This is a genomic window from Streptomyces sp. NBC_01788, from assembly GCF_035917575.1.
Taxonomy (GTDB): domain Bacteria; phylum Actinomycetota; class Actinomycetes; order Streptomycetales; family Streptomycetaceae; genus Streptomyces.
Window position 1 is genome coordinate 6,874,243 of sequence record NZ_CP109090.1, and the last position, 24,142, is coordinate 6,898,384.

A 24,142-nucleotide genomic window follows, 5' to 3' on the forward strand; every position below is an offset into this window, starting at 1 on the left:
TGCCATCTCAGCTCACTTCCTGGATGTCGGACATTCAGACGGTCTCCTTGGCGCCCTCGCCGCGCAGCGCGACGGCGTACATCTCGTCGGCATCGAGGCGGCGCAGCTCCTCGGCGATGAGCTCGGAGAGAGGACGGACCTTCAGCGCGAGGGTGCGCGGCGGCTGGCCCGGCAGGGTCAGCGTGGCCAGTGGGCCCTCGGGCCGGTCGATGACGATCTCCCCGTTGTCGGTGCCCAGCCGTACGGCCGTGACGACCGGGCCGCCGGACACCACACGGTCCGTCCGCACGCCCAGCCGGGCCTCCAGCCAGCGGGCCAGCAGCTCCGCGCTCGGGTTCTCCGCCTCTGCCTCCACGGCCGCCGAGGTCACCCGTACCCGGGCCTGGTCCAGGGCCGCGGCCAGCATCGAGCGCCAGGGGGTGAGCCGGGTCCAGGCGAGGTCGGTGTCGCCGGGAGCGTAGGTGCGCACGCGCGCCTGGAGGATCTCCAGCGGGCGTTCCACGGCGTACAGGTCGGTGATCCTGCGCTGCGCCAGCCTGCCCAGCGGATCCTGTGCCGGGTTCTCGGGCGCGTCCACCGGCCACCAGACGACGACCGGCGCGTCCGGCAGCAGCAGCGGCAGCACGACCGAGTCGGCGTGCTCGGACACCTCGCCGTAGGTGCGCAGCACGGCCGTCTCGCCCGTGCCCGCCTCGGAGCCCACCCGTACCTCCGCGTCCAGCCGGGAGTGCGTGCGGTCGCGCAAGGTGCGGGCGTGCCGCCTGACGACGAGCAGGGTGCGCGAGGGGTGCTCGCGCGAGGCCTCCTCGGCGGCTTTCAGTGAGTCGTAGGCGTTCTCCTCGTCCGTGACGATGACCATCGTCAGGACCATGCCCACGGCGGGTGTGCCGATGGCACGGCGGCCCCGCACCAGCGCGTTGTTGATCTCTCCCGCGGTGGTGTCGGTCAGGTCGATCTTCATGGCCTGCGCCAGCTCCGTCCGTCTCGTGCGAGCATCTCGTCGGCTTGCGGCGGACCCCATGTGCCCGCCGGGTACTGCGCCGGCCTGCCGTGGTCGTCCCAGTACGCCTCCACCGGGTCGAGGATCTTCCACGACTCCTCGACCTCCTGGGGCCGCGGGAACAGGTTGGCGTCGCCGAGCAGTACGTCCAGGATGAGGCGTTCGTAGGCCTCCGGGCTGGACTCCGTGAAGGACTCGCCGTAGGCGAAGTCCATCGTCACGTCCCGGATCTCCATGGAGGTGCCCGGCACCTTCGAACCGAACCTGACCGTCATGCCCTCGTCCGGCTGGACGCGGATCACGATCGCGTTCTCGCCCAGCTCCTCGGTGGCGGTGGAGTCGAAGGGGGAGTGCGGGGCCCGCTGGAAGACCACCGCGATCTCGGTCACCCGGCGCCCCAGGCGCTTTCCGGCGCGCAGGTAGAACGGGACTCCGGCCCAGCGGCGGTTGGCGATCTCCAGGCGCAGCGCCGCGTACGTGTCGGTCTTCGACCGCGGGTCGATGCCGTCCTCCTGGAGGTAGCCGACGACCTGTCCGCCGCCCTGCCAGCCCTTCGTGTACTGGGCGCGCACGGTGTGGTGGCCCAGGTCCTCGGGCAGCCGCACCGATTTCAGCACCTTCAGTTTCTCGGTGAGCAGCGCCTCGGCGTCGAAGGCGATGGGTTCCTCCATCGCGGTGAGCGCCATGAGTTGCAGCAGGTGGTTCTGGATGACGTCGCGGGCGGCGCCGATGCCGTCGTAGTAGCCGGCGCGGCCGCCGATGCCGATGTCCTCGGCCATGGTGATCTGTACATGGTCGACGTAGGACCGGTTCCAGACCGGCTCGTACATCTGGTTGGCGAAGCGCAGGGCCAGGATGTTCTGGACGGTCTCCTTGCCCAGGTAGTGGTCGATGCGGAAGACCTGCTCCGGGTCGAACACCTCGTGCACGATCCGGTTCAGCTCACGTGCGCTGGCGAGATCGTGACCGAACGGCTTTTCGATGACCGCCCGCCGCCAGGAGCCCTTCGGCCCCTCCGCCAGCCCGTGCTTCTTCAGCTGCTGGACGACCTTGGGGAAGAACCTCGGCGGTACGGAGAGATAGAACGCGAAGTTGCCGCCCGTGCCGCGGGAGGAGTCCAGGTCCTCCACCGCCGCGCGCAGGTGCTTGAACGCCGTGTCGTCGTCGAAGTCGCCGGGGACGAACCGCATGCCCTCGGAGAGCTGCTGCCAGACCTCCTCGCGGAACGGCGTGCGCGCGTGCTGCTTGACGGCCTCGTGCACCACCTCGGCGAAGTCCTGATCCTCCCAGTCCCGCCGGGAGAAGCCGACCAGGGAGAAGCCCGGGGGCAGAAGTCCGCGGTTGGCCAGGTCGTAGACGGCCGGCATCAGCTTCTTGCGGGACAAGTCCCCGGTGACGCCGAAGATCACCAGCCCGGACGGCCCCGCGATCCGCGGCAGCCGCCGGTCCCTGGTGTCACGCAGCGGATTCGCCCAATCGGCCGCGGCCCCCACCGGCACCCGGACGTCGGGCGCCTGGACCTTCCTGGGGCCGGAGGCCGCGGTCGGGCCGGAGGCCGCGGTCCCAGTGGGGGCTGCGGCTCCCGACCCCTGCGCCCGGGTGTGCGTCGCCGCCGGTGCCTCGCTGTCCGTGGGGCCGGCGCTCGGGGTCGTGGGCTTCGCGGCCGCGGTCGGTGCCCGGCCGCGGGCGGCCGGTGGGCCGGAGGCCGCCGCCCGGGAGGCATGCGCCGCCGCCTCGGTGGGCTTCTTGCTCATTCCGCGTCAACTCCCTTGCTGTCGAGGGGCCTGGCCACCGCCTCCGGCAGGTTGCCCTGCGGCTGGTGATCACCGTGCCGGGCGTGACCGGTTCGTGCGTCTGCGGAGTGTCCTCGTAATACAGGGTGTCCTCGTACGGGGGATCCCTCACCTCGATCCGCGGATCCGCCCGCGCCCGCGGCCGACCGGCACTCCGGGGCTGTCACGGTCAGGGCTCCTTCGGTCACAGTGAGCGTCTTCCATGCAGCGTTCGGATCATGCACGCGCCGTGCGGGCACCGATGACACACGGGCCCACGCCACGCGGGCCCACGCCACGCGGGCCCACGCCACGCGAGCCCGCGACGTACGGGCCCGCGACGTACGGGCCCGCGACGTACGGGCCCGCGACGTACGGGCCCGCGACGTACGGGCCCGCGACGCACGGGCCCGCGACACACGCCCCACCCCACGCCGCGCCCCAGCCACCACACGCCACCGGGGCCCCACGCGTGTGCGTGGAGCCCCGGTGTCCGGACCTGCGTGCCGGTCAGTGACCGAAGTCGAACCAGTTGACGTTCACGAAGTCCGCCGGCTGGCCGCTGCTGAAGGTGAGGTACACGTCGTGGGTGCCGGTCACCGGGCTGATGTTCGCCGGGACCGTCCTCCAGGACTGCCAGCCTCCGGTGTTGGCCAGCGCGAAGCTGCCGACGGGCGCGTTGCCGCGGTTGTCCAGGCGTACCTCGACCAGTCCGCTGACTCCCGGCGCGGCGCCGCTGGCGACCCGCGCGTAGAACTGCCGGGCCGCGGTGGAGCCGAAGTTCACGCCCTTGTAGAGGGTCCAGTCGCCGTTCGAGACGGCGCCGATGTTCTGGCCGCCGCCCGTGTCGGTGGTCGTCTCGGTGATGACGCCGCTCTGGCTGTCGTAGGACTCGGCCTGGATGGGGCTGTAGGCGTCCCGGTTGCCGGTCGGAGGAGGTGTGGTACCGCTCCCACCGCCGGAGGACTGGAGCACCTGCACATAGTCCACGGTCATCGGGTGGCCGGGTTCGGTGCCGCCGTCCGGGCCGCCGCCGAACGCGCCGGGGAAGCCGCCGCCCATCGCCACGTTCAGGATGACGAAGTACCCGTGGTTGGTGGCGTTGGCCCACGTCGCCGCGTCCACGTCGTTGGACCGCACGGTGTGGAAGTTGACGCCGTCGACGTAGAAGCGGATCTGCTCGGGGCTGGTCGACCTGTCCCACTCCATGGCGTACGTGTGGAAGCCGGCCTGGCAGGTGCTGCCCGTGCACGAGGTCGAACCGCCGAGGCCCGTCGTCTCCTTGCACGGCCCGTCCGGGTTGGTGCCGCAGTGCATGGTCGCCCAGTTGGTGTTGAGTCCCTGGACGTTCTCCATGATGTCCAGTTCGCCGACGCCGGGCCAGTTCCAGTAGTTGCCGCGGAAGGGCGCGCCCAGCATCCAGAAGGCGGGCCAGTACCCCTTGGCGGCGGCGCCGGTGACGTTGGGCATCTGGACGCGGGCCTGCACGCGCAGCTTGCCGCCGGCCGGGGGCTGGAAGTCGGTGCGCTTGGTCTCGATGCGGCCGGAGGTCCAGTTGCCGGCGGCGTCCCGGCGCGGCGTGATGAGCAGGTTGCCGTTGCCGTCGAGGGAGACGTTGCTGGTGCTGGACGTCATCGTCTCGATCTCGCCGGTACCCCAGTTGGCGGCGCCGCCCGGGTAGGAAGTACCGGTGTCGTACTGCCAGTTGGCCGTGTTGACGCCGGTGCCGGCCGGGCCGTCGAACTCGTCGAGGAAGACCTGGGTCCAGCCCGACGGGGGCGTGGGGGCGGAGGCGTTCGCGGGCAGGATGCCGGCGGTGGCGGCGGCCGCCGCCAGGCCGAGCGTGCCGAGGGCGGCGACGAGCGCGCGCCGCACGGAACGTCTGCGGCGCGTGGCGGCGGGCGCGACGGGGGGTTCACTCATGGGGGGTGCCTCTCGGGTACGGAGTGGGGGTGCTCGATGCCGTGCTCGAACATGTACGGGGAGGTCTTGAGAGCGCTTTGCGGGGAGTGCCTTGAGAGCGCTCTCATCATGTGGTGCGCGGCCAATGTGCCCCCGGGCTCCGCCACCGTCAAGAGTTAAAACGAAGAAAGTCCTTGCCCGGAACGGGAGTTCAAGGCTTCACCCAACAGAAGGGACGTCCGACGCGTCCCCGCCCGGCCTCGCCGCCTCCGGGGGCGGGCGTGGACGTAGGGTGCAGGCGTGAGGCTGACGATTCTGGGCGGCGGCGGATTCCGTGTGCCGCTGGTGTACGGGGCGCTGCTCGCCGACCGTGCCGAGGGCCGGGTCACCGAGGTCGTCCTGCACGACCTGGACGCCGGGCGACTGTCCGCGGTCAGCAGGGTGCTGACCGAACAGGCCGCCGGAGTGCCCGACGCGCCCGTGGTGCGGGCCACCACCGACCTGGACGAGGCCCTGCGCGGCGCGGACTTCGTGTTCTCCGCCATCCGGGTCGGCGGCCTGGAGGGGCGCGCGGAGGACGAACGGGTGGCGCTCGCCGAGGGGGTGCTCGGCCAGGAGACGGTGGGCGCGGGCGGCATCGCCTACGGACTGCGCACCGTGCCCGTCGCCGTCGGGATCGCCCGTCGGGTGGCCCGGCTGGCGCCCGACGCCTGGGTCATCAATTTCACCAACCCGGCCGGACTGGTCACCGAGGCCATGTCACGGCATCTCGGCGACCGGGTGATCGGCATCTGCGACTCGCCCGTCGGTCTCGGCCGGCGCGTCGCCCGCGTGCTCGGCGCGGACCCGGGACGGGCGTGGATCGACTACGTCGGCCTCAACCACCTCGGCTGGCTGCGCGGACTGCGCGTGGCCGGCCGCGACGAACTCCCGCGCCTGCTCGCCGACCCCGAACTGCTCGGCTCCTTCGAGGAGGGCAGGCTCTTCGGCGCCGACTGGCTCCGGTCGCTGGGCGCGATCCCCAACGAGTACCTGCACTACTACTACTTCAACCGCGAGGCCGTACAGGCTCACCAGGAGCCCGGGAAGACCCGCGGCGCCTTCCTGCGCGACCAGCAGGCCGGGTTCTACGAGGAGTTGCGGGACCCGAAGGCCGCCGCCCTCCCGGCCTGGAACCGTACCCGCGCCGAGCGCGAGGCCACCTACATGGCGGAGAACCGCGAGGCGGCGGGGGCGGGGGAGCGGGAGGCCGACGACCTCTCCGGCGGCTACGAGAAGGTCGCCCTCGCCCTGATGCGGGCCATCGCACGCGACGAGCGCACCACGCTGATCCTCAACGTCCGCAATCGGGGCACCCTTTCGGTGCTGGACGCCGAGGCCGTCGTGGAGGTGCCCTGCCTGGTCGACGCGAACGGCGCGCACCCGGTCTCGGTCGACCCGCTGCCCGGGCACGCGACCGGGCTGGTCTGCGCGGTCAAGGCGGTCGAGCGCGAGGTGCTCGCCGCGGCCGGGTCGGGCTCCCGCGCGACGGCCGTGAAGGCCTTCGCGCTGCACCCGCTGATCGACTCCGTGAACGTGGCCCGCCGCCTCGTCGACGGCTACCTCGCCGTCCACCCGGGCCTGGCGTATCTGCGATGAAGCGGGCCGCCGCGCGGCGGCCCGTGACCAAGGGGGAATGACGTGACCGTCACATGGCGAAGCGCCGTGTCCTACGCGCTCGTCGTTGTGGTGCTGTCCTGGCTGACCGGGGCGGCCGTGGACCTGGCGTGGACGGCCGCTTCCGGCGGCGGCCTCGGGGGATGGGTCTCGCTCTGGGCGACGGACCCGTGGAACGCGGTCTTCGTCGTGGCCGCCACCGCGTCACTGACGCTGACCAGGGGTCTGCTGTCCGCGCTGCCGCGCGTGCGCGCGGTCCTGGTCGACGGGTTCGTCTACCTGGCGACGCTGCTGGCCTGTTCGGGGCCGTCGGCCTGGGCCGGCGGCGAGGACGCCCCGGCGGACACGGCGTCCATGATGGCGGTCTACTCGCTGTTCACGCTGCAACTCCCGGCGGCGTGGCTGCTGTGCGTGTGGCGGACGGGGCGACTGGAGGTCGTTCTCAGCCGGGCCTGAGACCCCGGCTTGCCGGGCCGGTCGGTCGCTCCCCCGTAGTGCGACCGACCGTCCCGTCCCCCGTTCCCCCGTGGTCCCCCGTCTTCCCCGTTGCCCCCCACCTTTGAGAGTCGCTGGTCGGGGCCCTGATACACCCCGGGCGGAAAATTTCCGGAAGAAGTTCCGGAGGAAGTCCCGCACGGGGCGTCAGAAACGGGCGCTCAGCCCTTGAAGCCCGCGGTGATGGACGTGAACTGCCAGTTGTTCTGGCTGATGCCGGAGCAGTTCTCCGCCACACCGCCGCCCGGGCACGGCCGGTCACGGTTGACCGACCAGAAGGCGAGCCGGGCGATGTGGTGGCTGTTGGCCCAGTCGCGGATCTGCGTCCAGATCGCCGTGGTCGTGTTCTCCTGCTGGTCGGACAGGCCGTTCATGCCGGAGATGCCGATGTGGGAGTAGGCGGTGGCGTCGTCCCAGCCGAAGGTCGACCTCAGCTTGGCCTTCAGGCCCTCGGCCGCGTTCACCGTGTTGCCGTACATGTCCGCACCGCCGCCGAAGTCGAACGGCATGATGGTGAAGACGTCGATGTCCGCGTTCAGCGACTTGGCCTGTTCGATGAGCCGGTTGCCGTAGTATGTGGGTCCGGTCGTCGAGGTGCCGAAGGTCACGATCGTCTTCAGACCGGGGTTGTTGGCCTTGACGGTCTTCAACGCGGTGAGGATCTTGGCCTGCACGGCCTCGTTCTCGAACTCGTCCGAGTTCTCGATGTCCATGTCGATCGCCTTCAGGCCGTAGGCGCTGATCACCTTCTGGATCGCCCCGGCGAGCGCGCTCGCGGAGGAGCAGTTGGCGCCGAGCTTGCTGCCGCTCCAGCCGCCGAACGAGGGGACGATGTCACCGCCCGCCGAGCGGATCTGGTTGATGGCGGTCTGGTCGACGCCGCCGGTCAGCGGCCGCTGGCTGTCCCAGGACGGTGTGCAGCCGCCCGAGTCGAGCACGAACGCCATCGTGAACCACTTGATGCCGGTCGCGCTCATCACCGACGTGGGGCTGGGCGGGCTGCCCCAGCCCTCGTACAGATACGGAGCCGCCTGCTTGAAGCCGCTGCTGCCGCCGCTGCCGGCGTCCGTGGTGACCGTGACGGCGTTCGAGGCCCCCGAGACGTTCCCGGCGGCGTCGCGTGCCTTGACCGTGAAGGTGTAGGAGGTGCTGGGCGACAGGCCGTTCACCGTGGCGGTCGTACCGGAGACGCTCAGCACCTGGCCGGCGCCGCTGTAGACGTCGTACGCCGTCACGCCCACGTTGTCCGTGGCGGCGTTCCACTTGAGCGACACGCTGGAGGACGTCTTGCCGGTGGAGGTCAGACCCGTCGGCGCGGTCGGCGCCTGGGTGTCGCCGCCACCGCCGCCGCCGGGACCGTCCAGGCTGATGTCGTCGGCGTAGTAGGTGCCTTGCGCGTACCAGCCGTGGACGTAGACGGTCGCGCTGGTCTGGCCGGCGCCGGTGGTGAAGGAGACCGACAGCTGGCTGTACGCGGACGGGGACGAGGTCCAGGTCGAGGCGCCGCCGTCGACGCCGAGGTAGACGTAGGAGCCGCGCACCCAGCCGCTGAGCTTGTACGTCGTGTTCGGCTGGACCGGGACGGTCTGGCTGCACTGGGCGGTGTCGCTCGACGTCACCGCGCCGGCGAGGGCCTTGGAGCCACCGTGCACGGGGGAGGAGACGACTGAACCGAGGTTGCCGGTGCAGGTCCAGGGGGAGAGGCCCCCCGACTCGAAGCCGGGGTTGTTCAGGATGTTGGCCGCGTATGCCGTGCCGGGCAGCGCGATGGCTCCGGCGAGCGCCAGGGCCGCGGAGCCGAGCAGGGCGAGGAGCCGACGTCCGGGACGTCTCAGTGTGTCGCGCACGCTATCTCCCTGAAGATATGGGGGCGTTCGGGAGGTGCAGAGGTGCAGAGGTGCAGTGAGGCGCACGGCGGGGCCGTGCGGGAGGTGCGCAACCAAGTTGGTATGGACCAATCCGGGTGTCAAGACATGACGCCGTGATTGGTCCCTACCAGTCCGGGACGGGACCCTGTGCCGGTCCCCGGTGCGGACGGTTGTCCCGGAGCCCGTCCGCCGTGCCGAAGCCCCCGTGCGGGCCGCTACGCCGGAGCGCCCGTGGGGGCCGCCGCGGCTTGTGCGGGCATCCCGGTCCGCGGCCGGACCATCGCCTCCGGCCGCAGCGGACGCGGTCCCGACACCACCGTGTAGTCCTGTCCGAGGAACGGCGGCGCCACCACCCCCGGATCCTCGCCGAGTGCCAGCCGCACGGCGGCCCACGGGGCGTTGATCCCGCACTGTGCGAGCTGGTGCAGTCCGCCCGCCGGGCGCGGGTTCACGTCGAGGAGCACCGGACGGTCGCCGTACATCCGGAACTGGATGTTGGACAGATAGTGCAGCCCGAAACCCTCCGCGATCCGCCGGGCGGGCTCCAGCCACTGCTCGTGCAGCGTGAAACCGCGGCGGCGGCCGTTCTTGGTGCGCCCCACGGCCAGCCGGATCCGGTTGTCCGGCCCGGTCAGGCAGTCGACCGACACCTCCGGCTGCTCCAGCCGGGGCATCACCAGCCAGTCCACCGGACCGTCCGCCTGTTCCAGGGCCCGCAGGACCAGGTCGAGCGGGACGTGCGGGCCGGGGAAGCCGCTCAACTGCCGCAGTGAGAAAGGCGCGCGCGTGATGACACGGAAGCCCACGCCGCCCGCGCCGGCCGCGGGCTTGAAGCACGCCAGATGCCCGGACTCCTCCAACTCCGTGACCGCCGCTATGAGTTCGCAGGCCGTCCGGACCCGCCACCACGGCGGCACCGCAACGCCGATCGACCGGGCCGCCTCGTACGCCGTCGCCTTGTCCGCGAAGACGGCCACCGCCTCCGGCGTCGGCGCGAGCAGCGCGGTGCCCACCGCCGCGAAGTCGGCGCGGTGCGCCACGATCGCGGCCTGGTTCAGCCGCGGCACGAACACGTCGATGCCGCGCCGCGCGCACTGGTCGAGGGCGTACTCGACGTAGCCGGCCGGGGAAAGACCCTCCGGTTCGAGCTCGGCGGTGTCCGCGGCGGCCAGTACGGGCGAGTCGGCGTCGCCGTGCGTGGCATGGATCTCGACGGCCCGTTCACTGGGGTTTCTCCGCAGCTGATCCATGAAGAAGACGTTCTCCGCGTACGTGCGGTTGAGCCAGACGCGTACGCGGGAGACCATGCGGGCCGCCTTTCGGGGGGACGCGGGCAGGGCGAAGCCGGCCGAGCCCGGCCAGAGGGGAAGGAGGGACACCAAGCCACCCTGCGCGAAAGGGAGTTGGGGCGGCGATGTTGGGGCGATCATACGACCTCCGCAGAGCGGGTCGTGCCACCCGCGGGCGCGTCCCGGTCCGCCGCGGGCCGGCGTCCGCGGCGGACCGGGACGCGCTTGTCTCCGTGCCGCCGGATGTGTTCTTGTGGTGCCTATGAGGTGGGTGACAGGGGGCAAGAAGTGACGGAAGAGGCCGGTGGGGCCGGGCGGTTGCTCGCCATCAGCGACCTGCACATCGGTTACAGCGAGAACCGGGCCCTGGTCGAGCGGATGGCGCCCGAGCGGGACGACGACTGGCTGATCGTGGCCGGCGACGTCGCGGAGACCGTCGCGGACATCCGCTGGGCCCTGAAGACGCTGGCGAGCCGGTTCCGCAAGGTGATCTGGGCACCGGGCAACCACGAGCTGTGGACCCATCCGAGCGACACCGTCACCCTGCGCGGCGTCGCCCGCTACGAGCACCTGGTCGAGCTGTGCCGCGAGCTGGGCGTGACGACGCCCGAGGACCCCTACCCGGTCTGGGACGGGCCTGGCGGCCCGGTGGCCGTGGCACCGCTGTTCCTGCTGTACGACTACTCCTTCCTGCCGGCCGGCTGCGCGACCAAGGACGCGGGACTGGCCTACGCGCACGACACCGGCGTGGTCTGCTCCGACGAGTTCCTGCTGCACCCGGACCCGTATCCGAGCCGCGAGGCCTGGTGCGCGGCCCGGGTCGCCGAGACCGAGCGCAGGCTCGCGCGGATCCCCGGCGATCTGCCGACCGTGCTCGTCAACCACTACCCGCTCCACCGGCACCCGACGGACGTCCTGCGGTACCCGGAGTTCGCCATGTGGTGCGGTACCCGGCGCACCGCCGACTGGCACCGCAGGTTCCGCGTGGCCGCCATGGTCTACGGCCACCTCCACATCCCGCGGACCACCCACCACGAGGGCGTCCGCTTCGAGGAGGTGTCGGTCGGGTACCCCCGAGAATGGCGGACGCGCTCGGCACCGCCGGGCAGACCGCGCCGCATACTTCCCCTGGAGGTCGGAACCCGGTGATCGAGGACCTGCTGCCGGACTCGGTGGTGTCCGTGGAGGCGTACGGCGACGACGGGACCGACCTGGCCCCGTTGCACCCCGAGGAGCAGGCGGTGGTGGCTCAGGCGGTCGCCAAACGCCGGCGCGAGTTCGCCGGTGTGCGTGCCTGCGCCCGCCAGGCCATGGAGAAGCTCGGCGTGCCGCCGCAGCCCGTACTGCCCGGCGAGCGGGGCGCCCCGCGCTGGCCGGACGGGCTGACCGGCAGCATGACCCACTGCGACGGCTACCGCGCCGCCGCTCTGGTCCGCGCCACCGACCTGACCTCCCTCGGCATCGACGCCGAACCCCACGCCCCGCTCCCCGAAGGCGTGCTGTCCACCATCGCCCTGCCCGCCGAGCAGCGGCGTCTGGCGCAGCTGGACGCGCAGCACCCCGGGGTGCACTGGGACCGGATGCTCTTCAGCGCCAAGGAGTCCGTCTACAAGGCCTGGTTCCCGCTCACCGGCAAGTGGCTGGACTTCGAGGAGGCGGACATCGAGGTGAGCACCGCCGCGGGCCCGGGCCCGCGCGGCGGCTTCCGCGCCCGGCTCCTCGTCCCGGGGCCCGTGGTCGACGGACGGCGCCTCGGCCACTTCGAGGGGCGCTGGGCCGTTGCCCAGGGCCTGGTGGTCACCGCGGTGGCGGTCCCGCGCGCCTGAGGATCACGGGGTCACGGTCCGGGACACCAGCTGTGCAGGAGCCGGAAGAACTCCTCCTCGTTGCCCGTCAGGCCCGCCCGGGTCAGCGCCAGTTCCGCCTCGGCGAGCACGGAGGGCGGGACCACCGCCGGGTGGTCACCGCCCGGCGGGCCGTCGTCGAAGGCGGCGCGCACCGTGTACAGGAGCCTGAGATAGGCCTGGACGGCGCTGCGTTCGTGGTCGGTCAGTACGGCGGTGGGCATGGATGGCTCTCCCCGGTTTCGGCGTCACACGGTCACCCGCCCGGTCGCCCGGACGGCGCACGGCGCCTCCGCACGGCGGTGACGCGTCCTCCAGCTTGCCGCCCACCACTGACAACGCCCTCGCGCTGCGCGCCGGTACGCCCACTCGGCTCGCCCCGGATGGCCGAGGGATGCCACGATCCGGGCGGGGACGAAGCCGCAGATCACGTACGGCACTTGCCGGCGGGCAGCGGACCGGAGCTCTCCACCGCCTCCTCCTCCGCCAGGCCGAACCGGCCGCGCACGGCGCGGTGTGCGGCCAGCCGGCAACGCCGCACGCCCCTGCCGGGCCGCACGCGCCCTTCCCGCGTCACGACCCGGGGCGCTTGACGCTCTCCAGAAGCATGTCCAGCCACTCGGCGACCTTGTCGCGGTGCTGGTCGGTGGGCAGTTGCGCGGCCCGCCAGGCGATCCCGCGCACGCCGTGGTCCTGGAGCAGCCGCTCCAGCGGGTCGTCGGCAGCCGTGTCCGCCTCCCGTTCGCGGTCGGCGAGGCGCTGGAGGAGTTCCTGCTCGGTGTGCTGGAGGGACCCGGCGAGGGCCTCGGGGTCCTCGGCGGTGAGGAAGCCCGCGTGCACCCGGAAGAAGCGCTGGATGGCGTCGCAGTGCTCCATCGTGGGGCGCCGGTCGCCGTTGATGAGGGCGCCCGCCTGCTGCCGGGACATGCCCGCGCCGTCGGCGATCTCCTGCTGGGTGTAACGGCGTCCGTTGGGCTTCAGGCGGGTGCGGCGCAGCAGGTCGAGCCGCTGCAGGAAGCGGGCCTGCACATCCGGCTCGCCCGCGGACCGGCCGCTGAGCAGGGTCCTGACCACGGGCTCCGGCACACCGGAGGCCGCGGAGAGGCGGCCGACGTCGAAGACCTCCGCCTGGGGCACGCCGAGCCGGTCAGCCAGCGCGGTGACGCGTGCGACGACGGCCGGCAGCGCGGCCGAGGCCGTGGCGCCCGGATCCTCGATGCCATCCGTCACCGACAGATCTCCTACGTCTCTCACAGGCTTCTCACAAAGGCGGGGTGCCGTGAACTTCCCGGAGGGTAACCGGTCGTTCGAACCCGCATCCAGGTCTCGCCACAATTGTGGCCAATTTCAGCCGTCAAGCGGCGTGGAATGCCACGATAGTTGACACGCCTCATGGATGAGAAGCAGGATCAAGGTGCCGCGTGAAGGCCGCAGAGGCAAGAGGGGTGACCTCCCGATGGCACATCAGGCAGGAGGGCCGCGGCCGGCGCCGCGGGCCGTCCCCGTTCGTTCCCAGGCGCAGGCCTACCTGCGGGACTACACCACGTTCCTGGAGGCCGTCCCCTTCCCGTCCCTCGTCGTCGACCAGGCGTGGGACGTGGTCCTGACCAACAGCGCTTTCACGTCACTCTTCCGCGGTGTCGGCCCGCATCCGACGGCCATGCCGGGCGACAACTTCCTCCGGTTCGTCCTGTTCCACCCGGACGCGGGCACGGTCCTCGGTGAGCACGAGTCGCGCTGGTGCCTGCCGATGCTGGCGCACTTCGCCGCCACGGTGGAGCGCAGCGGCCACGACCACGGACTCCAGTCCATCCTCGAGGACATCGCCGAGGACCCCATCATGGAGGCCGCCTACCGGCAGGGGCTGCCGCACTGGATCCGCGCGGTCGGTGAGACGGCGGTCGTCTCGGACGGCGCGGTGCGTCCCCTGCTGCACCCCGACCCCCGCTGGGGCGCCACCGAGTGCCGCATCATCGAGGAGACCCCGGCGACCCTCCAGGAACTCGGCTACACCCGCCTCACACTGGTACTTCGCGAGGCCCGCCGTCCCGCGCCCGCCCGGCGCGCAACGGGACGGGCCCGCCGCCCGGCCGGCCACCTGAGCGTGGTCACGGCCCCGGAGGGCTGACCCGGCACCGTCGGCGTTCAGGTCGCCGACGGCGCCGGGCTGCCCCGGCCCCCTGGCGGTCACGAGGCCGTGATCACCAGGACCAGCGGTACGCCCCGGCACGGAATCAGCCGCTTCCCGGCGTGGGTCACGGGGCGGCCCCGGTCCAGCGCCGCGGAGAAGTCCGGCCCCCTGGTCAGGGAGCCGGCCAGATGGGCCGGGTCGGCGGAGGCCGCCACGCGGCCGCGGGCGTTCACCAGATGGGCGGGGCCGGGCAGCTCGCGCAGCAGGGGCAGCACGGCCGCCTCGAAGTGCCGTAGATACACGTCCGCCGCGGCCACCCCGGCGAACCGGCCCGCCACCTGGACCGGCGCGGACAGGGTCAGGCTGTACTCCTCGGAGCACAAGTAGTCCACGTAGGGCCCGGCCACGGCCCGCAGCCCGGTGTCACGGGGCAGGGCGAACCAGTCCCAGTGGGTGTAGTCCGAGTACGCCGACTGCCGCGGATCCAGGTCGAGCAGCAGCGGCCGTACGTCCCCCCGCGCGGTGCACTGCCACCACTCCAGCCAGGCCGGCACGTCGGCCAGCAGCCCCGGCGCGGCCACGAATCCGGCCCCCGACACCAACTCCTCGCGGCCCAGCCGCAGATGCAGTCCCGGCCGCAGCGCGGCGAGGTCGGCGCTCACCGGCGAGCGGCCCTCGGAGGCCCCCCGCGCCAGCAGATGCGCCGTCTCGGCGCGGATCCCGGCGACCGCGTCGAAGACGGCCTCCAGTGTGCGGCCCACCCGCGCGGCGACGCGCTCCCCGGCGCAGACCTCTCGCGTCGCGGTCGCCGCCCCGGCACCCGCGCGGCTCGTGCTCATGGCGTCCTCCAGCGGACGGGGCCGCGCGCCGTGTCGTCAGAGGCCCAGCCGCACGGCGATGAGTCGCGCCGCCGACTCCTGGACGCATCGCTCGGCGAGCGTACGGGCCGGATCACGGGCCCCATCCTGCACGGCGGAGACGACGGCGCGAAGACGATCTGCGACTTCTTCACGATATTCGTCGTCGCCGAGCACCAGGCACAGCAGCGCGCCGACCTCCGTCTGGAGTGCGATCTGCTCCCGGGTGAGCCGGGCGGACTGCGCGGCCGCCGCCAGCTCCACATGGAACCGGCCGTAGACCCGGCTGCGGGCCGCCGCGTCCGCGGCCCCCGCCAACTCCGCGGCGGTGCACAGCAGTCCGCCGAGATCGCCGGGTTCGGTGCGATCGGCGGCGAGTGCGGCCGCCGCCCCCGACAGCGCGGCCCAGTGGTCGCTGAGGTCGCGCAGTTCCTCCGTGCTCCAGCCGCGCAGCCGGGACTTCAGCCGTTCCTCGTCCGGGAGTTCGGGCAGGGAGACGAAGCTGCCGCCGCCGCGCCCGCGCCGGGTGACGACCAGGCCCTGCTGCCGCAGCGCCATCAGCGCCTCCCGCAGGGTCACCGTGGACACGCCGAGCTGCCCGGCCAGTTCGCTCTCACCGGGCAGCTGTTCCCCCTCCGCGAGGAGCCCGAGTTCGATGGCGTCGCCGATCCTGCGCACCACCGCGTCCACCCGTGCCCGGCTCTCCACCGGCGCGAAGACGACTCTGCGGGCACCGGCCTCACCCGCGTCCACCGTCGCGCGCGGGCTGTCGGCCCCGTTCTCGACGTGTCCCTGCTTCACGACCACCACCTTGCCAGTTGACCCAAGTTTTACCTAGAGGCGGTCTTGAGCTTTGAACTATGACTTCATAGGTTTCAGCTCAACGTTCGGAAGCGTCAGAAAGGTTCCCCATGGAGGGAGTTGCCGTCCGGCTGCAGGGCCTGCGCAGGACGTTCGGGGAGACGGCCGCCGTGGCCGGGGTCGACCTGGAGATCCGGGACGGGGAATTCTTCTCGATGCTCGGCCCCTCCGGCTCGGGCAAGACCACCGTCCTGCGCCTGATCGCCGGCTTCGAGTCCCCCGACGCGGGCCGCGTGGAGCTCGCCGGGCAGGAGGTCACCGGCCTCGCCCCCTTCGAACGGGACGTCCACACCGTCTTCCAGGACTACGCCCTCTTCCCCCACATGACCGTCGAGCAGAACGTCGCCTACGCCCTGAAGATTCGCAAAGTGCCCAAGGCGGAACGCCTCGCCCGCGCCCGCAAGGCCCTCGCCGAGGTGCGTCTCGACGGCTACGGCGGACGGCGCCCGGCCGAACTCTCCGGCGGCCAACGCCAGCGCGTCGCCCTCGCCCGCGCCCTGGTCGGCCGCCCCCGCGTCCTGCTGCTCGACGAACCGCTCGGTGCCCTCGACCTCAAGCTGCGCGAGCAGATGCAGGTCGAACTCAAGGCGCTCCAGCGCGAGGTCGGCATCACCTTCGTGTTCGTCACCCACGACCAGGAGGAGGCCCTGACGATGAGCGACCGCATCGCCGTCTTCCACCAGGGCCGCATCGAACAGGTCGGCACCCCCGCCGAGATCTACGAACGCCCGGCGACCCCGTTCGTCGCCTCCTTCGTCGGCACCTCCAACCTGCTGGAGGGCGAGTCGGCCCAGCGGATCCTCGGCGTCCCCGGAACCCACAGCGTCCGGCCCGAGAAGATCCGCGTCCTGAAGGAGTCCGCCGACGCCGACGAACCCGGGCAGGCGATCGTCACCGGCACCGTCGCCGAGGTCGTCTACCTGGGCGACTCCACCCGCTTCCTGGTCGACCTCGACACCGGCGGTCGCCTGACCGCGCTCCAGCAGAACCTGGAGACCTCCGCCGAGGACGTCGCCGCCTACCGCGGCACCCGGGTTCGGCTGGCATGGCACCGCCGCCACGCCGTCCAGGTCCCCGACGCCCGCTGAGCAAGCACCACCGCCCCCCGACCCATGGAGTACGTCGTGCGCCTGACCCGAACCCTCCAGACGGCGGCCGCCCTCACGCTGCTGCTCGCCGCCACCGCCTGCGGCTCCTCCGGCTCGGGGAGCGGCACCTCCGCCACCGGCCTCAACCCTCCCGACCTCAAGGCGCAGGCCGAACTCGGCAGGACCGAGGGCCGGGTCAACGTCATCGCCTGGGCCGGCTACGTCGAGGACGGCTCCAACGACCCGAAGGCCGACTGGGTCAGCGGCTTCGAGAAGCAGACCGGCTGCCAGGTCCACTCCAAGGTCGCGGCCAGCTCCGACGAGATGGTCAAACTCATGAAGACGGGGGAGTACGACACCGTCTCCGCCTCCGGCGACGCCTCCCTGCGCCTGATCGCCTCCGGCGACGCCGCCCCCGTCAACACCGACCTCGTACCGAACTACAAGGACGTCTTCGACGACCTGAAGCTGCAGGCCTGGAACTCCGTCAAGGGCAAGGCCTACGGCATCCCGCACGGCCGCGGCGCCAACCTGCTCATGTACAACACCGAGAAGGTACGGCCCGCGCCCGACTCCTGGTCGGCCGTCTTCGACGACGCGGCACGGTACAAGGGCCACGTCACGGCCTACGACTCGCCCATCTACATCGCCGACGCCGCCCTGTATCTCAAGGCCACCAGGCCCGAGTTGAAGATCAAGGACCCGTACGCGCTCGACCAGAAGCAGTTCGACGCCGCCGTCGCCCTGCTGAAGAAGCAGAACGCCGACGTCGGCGAGTACTGGGGCGACTACCTGCAGGAGATCTCCGCGTTCAAGAGCGGCGACTCCCTGGTCGGCACCACCTGGCAGGTCATCGTGAACCTCGCCGCCTCCGAGGGCGCCAAGGTCAAGGCGTTCGTGCCCAAGGAGGGCGCGACCGGCTGGTCCGACACCTGGATGATCTCCGCCAAGTCCAAGCACCCCAACTGCGCCTACAAGTGGCTGGACTGGATCGTCTCCCCGAAGGTCAACGCCCAGGTGGCCGAGTACTTCGGCGAGGCCCCCGCCAACGCCAAGGCCTGCGAGCAGACCAGCGACAAGGACTTCTGCGCCACCTACCACGCCGCCGACACCGGCTACTGGAAGCGGGTCGCCTTCTGGAACACGCCGATCCCGCAGTGCCTGGACGACCGTACGGACGTCACATGCGTCCCGTACGCCAAGTGGGTGCAGGCCTGGACCGAGATCAAGGGCTGAACCATGACCGTCACCGCCCAGGCCGCCGGACGACAGGGCTCACGGGCCGGCGTCCGGCGGCTGGCCGGGATGCTGCACGGCCGCCCCCGGCTGCGCCTCTCCCTGCTGTTGACCGCCCCGCTGCTGTGGCTGGCCGTGCTGTACCTCGGCTCGCTGACCGTGCTGTTCCTCTCCGCCTTCTGGACGACGAACTCCTTCACCTCCGAGGTCGTCAAGGTCTGGTCGCTGGACAACTTCCGTGCTCTGCTGACGACTTCCGTCTTCCACCAGGTGATCCTGCGCAGCGTCGGCGTGGCCCTCGCGGTCACCGCCCTGTGCGCGCTGATCGCCTTCCCGCTCGCCTTCTGCACCGCGCGCGTCGCCCGGCCCCGGTGGCGGCCCCTGCTCGTCGTCGCCATCCTCACTCCCCTGTGGGCGAGTTACCTGGTCAAGGTGTACGCCTGGCGGCTCATCCTGTCCCAGGGCGGGCTCGCCGACTGGATGCTGAGGCCGTTCGGGCTGAGCGGCCCCGGATTCGGCCTGCCGGCCGCCCTCATCACCCTGACCTACCTCTGGCTGCCGTACATGATCCTGCCGATCCACACCGCCCTCGAGCAGTTGCCGGCCAACCTGCTCGACGCGTCCGCCGACCTCGGGGCGCGTCCCTGGCGCACCTTCCGGTCGGTGGTGCTGCCCATGGTGCTGCCCGGGGTCGCCGCCGGGTCCGTCTTCACCTTCTCGCTCAGCCTCGGCGACTACATCACCGTGCAGATCGTGGGCGGCAAGACCCAGCTGATCGGCAACCTCGTCTACTCCAACATCGAACTCAACCTGCCCATGGCCGCCGCGCTCGGCACGGTGCCCGTCGTCGTCATCGTGCTCTACCTGCTGGCGATGCGGCGCACGGGCGCCCTCAGCAGCCTCTGACCGTCCTCGGCAGCCTTCTCTGGGGGGTGTACCACGTCATGCAGCTCTCCCGTGGCGCGCGCGTCGCGCTGCGCGTCGCCGCCGCCTTCGGCTTCGCGGTGATCTACGTCCCGCTCCTGCTGGTCCTCGTCAACTCTTTCAACCCGGACCGCAGCGCCAGTTGGCCGCCGCCCGGCCTGACCCTGCACTGGTGGTCGGTGGCCTGGGACAACTCCGGGGCGCGCGGCGCCGTCTGGGTCTCGGTGAAGGCGGGTCTGGGTGCCACCGCGATCGCACTGGTCCTCGGCACGCTCATCGCCTTCGCGGTGGCCCGGCACCGCTTCTTCGGCCGCGACACCCTGTCCTTCGTGGTCGTGCTGCCGATCGCGCTGCCCGGCATCGTCACCGGCATCGCCCTGAACTCCGCCTTCTCCACGGTGCTCCGGCCGCTCGGTGTCGGCCTCGGCATGTTCACCGTGGTCGTCGGGCACGCCACGTTCTGCATCGTCGTGGTCTTCAACAACGTCGTGGCCCGGCTGCGCCGCACCTCCGGCTCGTACGAGGAGGCGGCGATGGACCTCGGCGCGAACACCTTCCGCGCCTTCGTCGACGTCACCTTCCCGCTGGTGCGCTCCGCGCTGTTCGCCGGCGGCCTGCTCGCCTTCGCCCTGTCCTTCGACGAGGTCGTGGTCACCACCTTCACCGCGGGACCCGGCGTCGAGACCCTGCCCATCTGGATCTTCAACAACATGACCCGACCCCAGCAGGCCCCCGTGGTCAACGTCGTGGCAGCCGTCCTGGTCCTCCTCTCCGTCATCCCGATCTACGTAGCCCAACGCCTGTCCTCGGACACGGCGACGGAGAGCAGGATCTAGCACGGCAACGGGCACGGCAACGGCCGACATCCTTTACGCAAGCAGTTTGCGTTTCTTGCGTTAGGCTTGCGTGTATGACGCGACGACTTGCGGAAGTGGCGAAGAAGGTCGGGGTCAGTCAGGCCACGGTCAGCCGGGTGCTCAACGGGAAGCCCGGAGTGTCCGACGCCACCCGGCAGGCGGTGCTCTCCGCGCTGGACGTGCTCGGGTACGAGCGGCCGACGCAACTGCGCGGCGAGCGGGCCCGGCTGGTGGGCCTGGTCCTGCCCGAGCTGCAGAACCCGATCTTCCCGGCCTTCGCGGAGGCCATCGGCGGCGCGCTGGCCCAGCTCGGGCTCACCCCGGTGCTGTGCACCCAGACCAAGGGCGGGGTCTCCGAGGCGGACTACGTCGAGCTGCTGCTGCAACAGCAGGTCTCCGGCGTCGTGTTCGCCGGCGGCCTCTACGCCCAGGCGGACGCGCCGCACGACCACTACCGGCGGCTCGCCGAGCGCAACATCCCCGTGGTGCTGGTCAACGCGGCCATAGAGGACCTCGGTTTCCCCGCGGTGTCCTGCGACGACGCGGTCGCCGTGGAGCAGGCCTGGCGCCATCTCGCCTCCCTGGGGCACGAGCGGATCGGCCTGGTGCTCGGGCCGGAGGACCACATGCCGTCGGCCCGGAAGCTGGCCGCGGCCCGCACCCTCGCGGGCGAGCTGCCCGACGAGTTCGTGGCGCGGGCGATCTTCTCCATCGAGGGCGGCCACGCGGCCGGGGCCAAGCTGATCGACCGCGGGGTGACCGGCCTCATCTGCGCCAGCGACCCGCTCGCACTGGGTGTCGTACGGGCCGCCAGGCGCAAGGGACTCGACGTGCCCGGTCGGATCTCCGTCGTGGGCTACGACGACTCCGCGCTGATGAACTGCACGGAACCGCCGCTCACCACCGTGCGCCAGCCCATCGAGTCCATGGGCAGGGCCGCGGTCGAACTGCTCAACGCACAGATCGGCGGCACCTCCGTACCGGCCGACGAGCTGCTGTTCGAGCCGGAACTGGTGGTCCGTGGCTCCACCGCGCAAGCACCGCGTGACTGAGATCCAGTAGATCCTCTCTGCTGTCAAATAATTACAGATTCTGCGCGACATCTTGCGAAGCCCTGTCGCCGGTGCTTGAGTGTGCGGCGCCCACAGCTCCTGTCCAGAGGGGTCCACCGATGTCAAGCACCGGCTTCCGCCGCACACTTGCGGCGATCGGCGTCTGTTCCTCCCTTGCCCTCGTCGCCACGGCCTGCGGGTCGTCGGACGACGAGTCGTCCGGCGGCAAGACCCGCATCACCGTCAACTGCGAGCCGCCCAAGAGCGCCAAGGTCGACCGGAAGTTCTTCGAGGAGGACATCGCCTCCTTCGAGAAACGGAACCAGGACATCGACGTCGTCGCGCACGACGCCTTCCCCTGTCAGGACCCGAAGACCTTCGACGCCAAGCTGGCCGGCGGCCAGATGGAGGACGTCTTCTACACCTACTTCACCGACGCCAGGCACGTCGTGGACATCAACCAGGCCGCCGACCTCACCCCGTACGTCAAGGAGCTCAAGAGCTACGACACCATCCAGCAGCAGCTGCGGGACATCTACACCGTCGACGGGAAGATCTACGGCGTCCCGCGCACCGGCTACTCGATGGGCCTGATCTACAACCGCAAGCTCTTCGAGAAGGCGGGCCTCGACCCCGACAAGCCGCCGGCCACCTGGGAGGAGGTGCGCGCCGCCGCCAAGAGGATCGCCGCGCTCGGCGGCGGAACCGTCGGCTACGCCGACTACAGCGCCCAGAACCAGGGCGGCTGGCACTTCACCGCCGAGCTGTACTCGCAGGGCGGCGACGTCGTCGACGCCGACGGCAAGAAGGCCACCGTCGACACCCCCGAGGGCCACGCCGTGCTCCAGAACCTGCACGACATGCGCTGGACCGACGACTCGATGGGCAGCAAACAGCTCCTCGTCATCAACGACGTGCAGCAGATGATGGGTTCGGGCAAGCTCGGCATGTACCTCTCCGCCCCCGACAACATCCCGATCCTGGTCAAGGAGAAGGGCGGCAACTACAAGGACCTGGCCCTCGCCCCGATGCCCGGCGGCAAGGGCACGCTCATCGGCGGCGACGGCTACATGTTCAACAAGAAGGCCACGCCCGACCAGATCCGCGCCGGCCTCAAGTGGCTCGACCACATGTTCCTCACCCCCGGCGAGGGCTTCCTCGGCGACTACGCCCGCGCCAAGAAGAACGACGGCCCGGTCGGCCTGCCCGAGCCGCGGCTGTTCACCGGCGCCGCCGACGCCAAGGACCAGGAGGTCAAGAAGGCCAACGCGAACGTCCCGGTGGAGAACTACCAGGCCTTCCTCGACGGCAACAAGAACCTCCAGCTGAAGATAGAGCCGCCGAACGCCCAGCAGATCTACTCCGTCCTCGACGGGGTCGTCTCCGCCGTCCTCACCAAGAAGGACGCGAACATCGACCAGCTCCTCAAGGACGCCTCCGGCAAGATCGACAGCATCCTGTCCCGGAGCTGACGGCGATGACGAAGACGGCAGCGCGGCGATCCGCCCCGGCGGTCGCCGTACGCTCCCTCCCGGCGCCGCCCCCGGCAGGGGACCGGAGGCGGCGGCGACTGCGCGACCAGCTCCACGCCTACGGATTCCTCCTCGGCGGCCTCGTCTGCTTCGCCCTGTTCTCCTGGTACCCGGCGATCCGCGCGGTCGTGATCGCCTTCCAGAAGTACACGCCGGGCGCCGAGCCCGAGTGGGTCGGCACCGCCAACTTCACCCGCGTCCTGCACGACCCGGAGTTCACGGCGGCCTGGCGCAACACGCTCACCTTCACGCTGCTGGCCCTGCTCATCGGCTTCGCCGTCCCGTTCGCCCTCGCCCTGGTCCTCAACGAACTCCGCCACGCCAAGGCCTTCTTCCGGGTCGTGGTCTACCTGCCGGTGATGATCCCGCCGGTGGTGAGCGCCCTGCTCTGGAAGTGGTTCTACGACCCCGGCGCCGGCCTCGCCAACGAGGCGCTGCGCTTCATGCACCTGCCCACCTCGAACTGGACCAACGGCGCCGACACCGCCCTGCTCTCCCTGGTGATCGTGGCGACCTGGGCCAACATGGGCGGCACCGTCCTGATCTACCTCGCCGCGCTCCAGTCCATCCCCGGCGAGCTGTACGAGGCCGCGGAACTGGACGGTGCGAACCTCCTCCAGCGCGTGCGGCACGTGACGGTCCCGCAGACCAGGTTCGTCATCCTGATGCTGATGCTCCTCCAGATCATCGCCACCATGCAGGTGTTCACGGAACCGTTCGTCATCACGGGCGGCGGCCCGGAGAACGCCACGGTCACCGTGCTCTACCTGATCTACAAGTACGCCTTCCTCTACAACGACTTCGGCGGGGCCTGCGCGCTCAGCGTGATGCTCCTGGTGCTGCTCGGCGCGTTCTCGGCCGTCTATCTGCGGCTCACCCGCTCCGAGGGGGACGCATGAGCACCCGGACCCTGATCTCCCCGGCCGTCCTGGCCCGCCCGCGCGGCAAGGCCGTCTACTGGACCGTCTTCACCGGTGTCGTCCTGCTCTTCGCGCTCGCCTTCCTCTTCCCGGTCTACTGGATGGCGACCGGCGCGATGAAGTCGCCCGACGAGATCGCCCGCACCCCGCCCACCCCGCTGCCCGAGCGATGGCACCTCGGCGGCTTCACCGACGCCTGGGACCTGATGCAGCTCCCGCAGCATCTGTGGAACACGGTGGTGCAGGCCGCCGGCGCCTGGGCGTTCCAGCTGGTGTTCTGCACCGCCGCCGCCTACGCCCTGTCCAAGCTGAGACCCGCCTTCGGCAAGGTGGTCCTCGGCGGCATCCTCGCCACCCTCATGGTCCCGGCGCAGGCCCTCGTCGTACCGAAGTACCTGACGGTCGCCGATCTGCCGCTGATCCACACGAGCCTGCTCAACGACCCCCTCGGGATCTGGCTGCCCGCCGTCGCCAACGCCTTCAACCTCTACCTCCTCAAACGGTTCTTCGACCAGCTCCCGCGGGACGTGCTGGAGGCCGCCGAGATCGACGGCGCCGGACGGCTGCGCATCCTGTGGTCGGTGGTGCTGCCCATGTCCCGGCCGGTCCTCGGCGTAGTCTCGATCTTCGCGCTGGTCGCCGTGTGGCAGGACTTCCTCTGGCCGCTGATGGTCTTCTCCGACACCGACAAGCAGCCGATCAGCGTGGCCCTCGTCCAGCTCTCGCAGAACATCCAACTGACCGTGCTGGTCGCCGCGATGGTGATCGCCAGCGTTCCGATGGTCGCCCTGTTCCTCGTCTTCCAGCGGCACATCATCGCCGGGATCAGCGCCGGCAGCACCAAGGGCTGACACGGCC

23 protein-coding genes are annotated in these 24,142 nt (G+C 71.1%); 13 read left to right on the forward strand and 10 right to left on the reverse strand.

Annotated elements, in window-relative coordinates:
* Positions 1-34 precede the first annotated feature (34 nt).
* From opcA to OIE49_RS30830, 3 genes are all read right to left on the reverse strand, one after another.
* On the reverse strand, positions 35-961 hold the full coding sequence (gene opcA, locus OIE49_RS30820) for a glucose-6-phosphate dehydrogenase assembly protein OpcA (RefSeq protein ID WP_100571513.1): 927 nt from the start codon (positions 959-961) through the stop codon (positions 35-37).
* Positions 958-2,754 carry a glucose-6-phosphate dehydrogenase gene (gene zwf / locus OIE49_RS30825; RefSeq protein WP_326805150.1) on the reverse strand — a complete coding sequence of 599 codons (1,797 nt, stop codon included), beginning with the start codon at positions 2,752-2,754 and terminating at the stop codon, positions 958-960. The genes opcA and zwf overlap by 4 nt, the downstream gene beginning before the upstream one ends.
* A gap of 528 nt (positions 2,755-3,282) precedes the next feature.
* Entirely contained in the window at positions 3,283-4,695 is a 1,413-nt protein-coding gene (locus OIE49_RS30830) for a glycoside hydrolase family 16 protein (RefSeq protein ID WP_100571515.1), read from the reverse strand.
* 279 nt (positions 4,696-4,974) lie between these two features.
* On the opposite strand from OIE49_RS30830, the gene OIE49_RS30835 reads away from it, so the two are divergent.
* Together OIE49_RS30835 and OIE49_RS30840 are read left to right on the forward strand one after the other, a co-directional pair.
* Positions 4,975-6,312: a 6-phospho-beta-glucosidase gene (locus tag OIE49_RS30835; protein WP_100571516.1), complete on the forward strand. Its 1,338-nt coding sequence runs from the start codon at positions 4,975-4,977 to the stop codon at positions 6,310-6,312.
* 42 nt (positions 6,313-6,354) lie between these two features.
* Complete coding sequence (locus OIE49_RS30840) at positions 6,355-6,786, forward strand: hypothetical protein (protein WP_326805151.1); 432 nt, start codon at positions 6,355-6,357, stop codon at positions 6,784-6,786.
* A gap of 200 nt (positions 6,787-6,986) precedes the next feature.
* Here the strand turns inward: OIE49_RS30840 and OIE49_RS30845 are convergent, their stop codons facing one another.
* Both OIE49_RS30845 and OIE49_RS30850 read right to left on the reverse strand, forming a co-directional pair.
* On the reverse strand, positions 6,987-8,672 hold the full coding sequence (locus OIE49_RS30845; protein ID WP_326805152.1) for a carbohydrate binding domain-containing protein: 1,686 nt from the start codon (positions 8,670-8,672) through the stop codon (positions 6,987-6,989).
* A gap of 236 nt (positions 8,673-8,908) precedes the next feature.
* On the reverse strand, positions 8,909-10,000 hold the full coding sequence (locus OIE49_RS30850; protein WP_326806366.1) for an ATP-grasp domain-containing protein: 1,092 nt from the start codon (positions 9,998-10,000) through the stop codon (positions 8,909-8,911).
* A gap of 270 nt (positions 10,001-10,270) precedes the next feature.
* Here OIE49_RS30850 and OIE49_RS30855 point away from each other — a divergent pair, with 270 nt between their 5' ends.
* Positions 10,271-11,131, forward strand: coding sequence for a metallophosphoesterase family protein (locus OIE49_RS30855; protein WP_326805153.1), 861 nt, complete (start codon positions 10,271-10,273; stop codon positions 11,129-11,131).
* Positions 11,128-11,808, forward strand: coding sequence for a 4'-phosphopantetheinyl transferase family protein (locus tag OIE49_RS30860; protein ID WP_326805154.1), 681 nt, complete (start codon positions 11,128-11,130; stop codon positions 11,806-11,808). Before OIE49_RS30855 ends, OIE49_RS30860 begins: the two co-directional genes overlap by 4 nt.
* An 11-nt stretch (positions 11,809-11,819) precedes the next feature.
* Here the strand turns inward: OIE49_RS30860 and OIE49_RS30865 are convergent, their stop codons facing one another.
* The 3 genes from OIE49_RS30865 to OIE49_RS30875 form a co-directional block, all read right to left on the reverse strand.
* Positions 11,820-12,050, reverse strand: coding sequence for a hypothetical protein (locus OIE49_RS30865; RefSeq protein WP_326805155.1), 231 nt, complete (start codon positions 12,048-12,050; stop codon positions 11,820-11,822).
* A gap of 203 nt (positions 12,051-12,253) precedes the next feature.
* On the reverse strand, positions 12,254-12,385 hold the full coding sequence (locus tag OIE49_RS30870; protein WP_326805156.1) for a hypothetical protein: 132 nt from the start codon (positions 12,383-12,385) through the stop codon (positions 12,254-12,256).
* A gap of 14 nt (positions 12,386-12,399) precedes the next feature.
* Positions 12,400-13,056, reverse strand: a complete 657-nt coding sequence (locus OIE49_RS30875; RefSeq protein ID WP_100571523.1) for a helix-turn-helix domain-containing protein — start codon at positions 13,054-13,056, stop codon at positions 12,400-12,402.
* A 226-nt stretch (positions 13,057-13,282) separates the two neighbouring features.
* Between OIE49_RS30875 and OIE49_RS30880 the strand changes: the two genes are divergently transcribed.
* On the forward strand, positions 13,283-13,954 hold the full coding sequence (locus OIE49_RS30880; RefSeq protein WP_326805157.1) for an MmyB family transcriptional regulator: 672 nt from the start codon (positions 13,283-13,285) through the stop codon (positions 13,952-13,954).
* Positions 13,955-14,013: 59 nt separating this feature from the next.
* Here the strand turns inward: OIE49_RS30880 and OIE49_RS30885 are convergent, their stop codons facing one another.
* Together OIE49_RS30885 and OIE49_RS30890 are read right to left on the reverse strand one after the other, a co-directional pair.
* Complete coding sequence (locus OIE49_RS30885; protein WP_326805158.1) at positions 14,014-14,796, reverse strand: cache domain-containing protein; 783 nt, start codon at positions 14,794-14,796, stop codon at positions 14,014-14,016.
* Positions 14,797-14,832: 36 nt separating this feature from the next.
* Positions 14,833-15,567 (reverse strand): FadR/GntR family transcriptional regulator, encoded by a 735-nt coding sequence (locus OIE49_RS30890; RefSeq protein ID WP_326806367.1) that lies wholly within the window; start codon positions 15,565-15,567, stop codon positions 14,833-14,835.
* 158 nt (positions 15,568-15,725) lie between these two features.
* Between OIE49_RS30890 and OIE49_RS30895 the strand changes: the two genes are divergently transcribed.
* The 8 genes from OIE49_RS30895 to OIE49_RS30930 all read left to right on the forward strand — a co-directional run bounded on the left by OIE49_RS30895 (position 15,726) and on the right by OIE49_RS30930 (position 24,135).
* Positions 15,726-16,763 (forward strand): ABC transporter ATP-binding protein, encoded by a 1,038-nt coding sequence (locus OIE49_RS30895; RefSeq protein WP_326805159.1) that lies wholly within the window; start codon positions 15,726-15,728, stop codon positions 16,761-16,763.
* A 36-nt stretch (positions 16,764-16,799) separates the two neighbouring features.
* Positions 16,800-17,999, forward strand: a complete 1,200-nt coding sequence (locus OIE49_RS30900; RefSeq protein WP_442812324.1) for an ABC transporter substrate-binding protein — start codon at positions 16,800-16,802, stop codon at positions 17,997-17,999.
* A gap of 3 nt (positions 18,000-18,002) precedes the next feature.
* Positions 18,003-18,905, forward strand: a complete 903-nt coding sequence (locus OIE49_RS30905; RefSeq protein WP_326805161.1) for an ABC transporter permease — start codon at positions 18,003-18,005, stop codon at positions 18,903-18,905.
* 38 nt (positions 18,906-18,943) lie between these two features.
* Positions 18,944-19,759 (forward strand): ABC transporter permease, encoded by an 816-nt coding sequence (locus OIE49_RS30910; protein ID WP_326805162.1) that lies wholly within the window; start codon positions 18,944-18,946, stop codon positions 19,757-19,759.
* A 74-nt stretch (positions 19,760-19,833) separates the two neighbouring features.
* Positions 19,834-20,832: a LacI family DNA-binding transcriptional regulator gene (locus OIE49_RS30915; RefSeq protein WP_199836812.1), complete on the forward strand. Its 999-nt coding sequence runs from the start codon at positions 19,834-19,836 to the stop codon at positions 20,830-20,832.
* A gap of 119 nt (positions 20,833-20,951) precedes the next feature.
* The gene (locus OIE49_RS30920; RefSeq protein WP_326805163.1) at positions 20,952-22,304 is read left to right on the forward strand and encodes an ABC transporter substrate-binding protein; all 1,353 of its coding nucleotides are present in this window, start codon (positions 20,952-20,954) and stop codon (positions 22,302-22,304) included.
* Between the two features lie 5 nt (positions 22,305-22,309).
* Positions 22,310-23,263, forward strand: a complete 954-nt coding sequence (locus OIE49_RS30925; RefSeq protein WP_326805164.1) for a carbohydrate ABC transporter permease — start codon at positions 22,310-22,312, stop codon at positions 23,261-23,263.
* The gene (locus tag OIE49_RS30930) at positions 23,260-24,135 is read left to right on the forward strand and encodes a carbohydrate ABC transporter permease (protein ID WP_326805165.1); all 876 of its coding nucleotides are present in this window, start codon (positions 23,260-23,262) and stop codon (positions 24,133-24,135) included. Before OIE49_RS30925 ends, OIE49_RS30930 begins: the two co-directional genes overlap by 4 nt.
* The last annotated feature ends 7 nt before the right edge of the window (positions 24,136-24,142 follow it).